Raw genomic sequence first — 462 nt, 5'->3', positions numbered from 1 at the left:
CAGGCTCTCGACCTGTATCGTAAAGTTCAGTCATCCGGAACCAGAGATGTCAGTCAGGAAATTCGTGAGACTGAAGATTTACTGTAGAGATAAAAACAAGGGCCGGGGAATTTCATTCGGCCCATATTCTCTTTATTGCTGTGCGAAATCAGACTATTACGGCTCAAACGGGCGTCTCTGGAACTGGTCATGACCACATTTCGGGCATAGCGTCAGCACTTCCGGTGTGTAGATCGGGAGATGGAAGTGACATTTCTCGCAGACCAGATTTCCCAGCCCGACCACTTCTCCGCTGTGATAAACCCCATGATGATTGAGGTCCTGGAAAACTTCGCGCCATTCAAGCTGCATTTTATCGGTGATGTCTGCCAGCTCCTGCCACAAGCTTTCTTTAATCACCCGCATAAAGACGCTGTCAGATTCTTCTTTCAGGCTCTCTTCATAGCTCATGGCGAACTCTTC

Annotated in this window: 1 protein-coding gene; it reads right to left on the bottom strand. The window is 48.5% G+C overall.

The window, feature by feature from the left end:
- Nucleotides 1-156: 156 nt before the first annotated feature.
- The coding region (locus JMF97_RS32475) for a zinc ribbon-containing protein (protein WP_203224676.1) at nt 157-462 on the bottom strand (306 nt) is incomplete at its 5' end.

The organism is Micromonospora fiedleri (assembly GCF_016774385.1).
Lineage (GTDB): Bacteria > Actinomycetota > Actinomycetes > Mycobacteriales > Micromonosporaceae > Micromonospora > Micromonospora gifhornensis.
The sequence above is the reverse complement of the archived record's forward strand: the minus strand, read 5'-3'. Positions and strand labels throughout refer to the sequence as shown.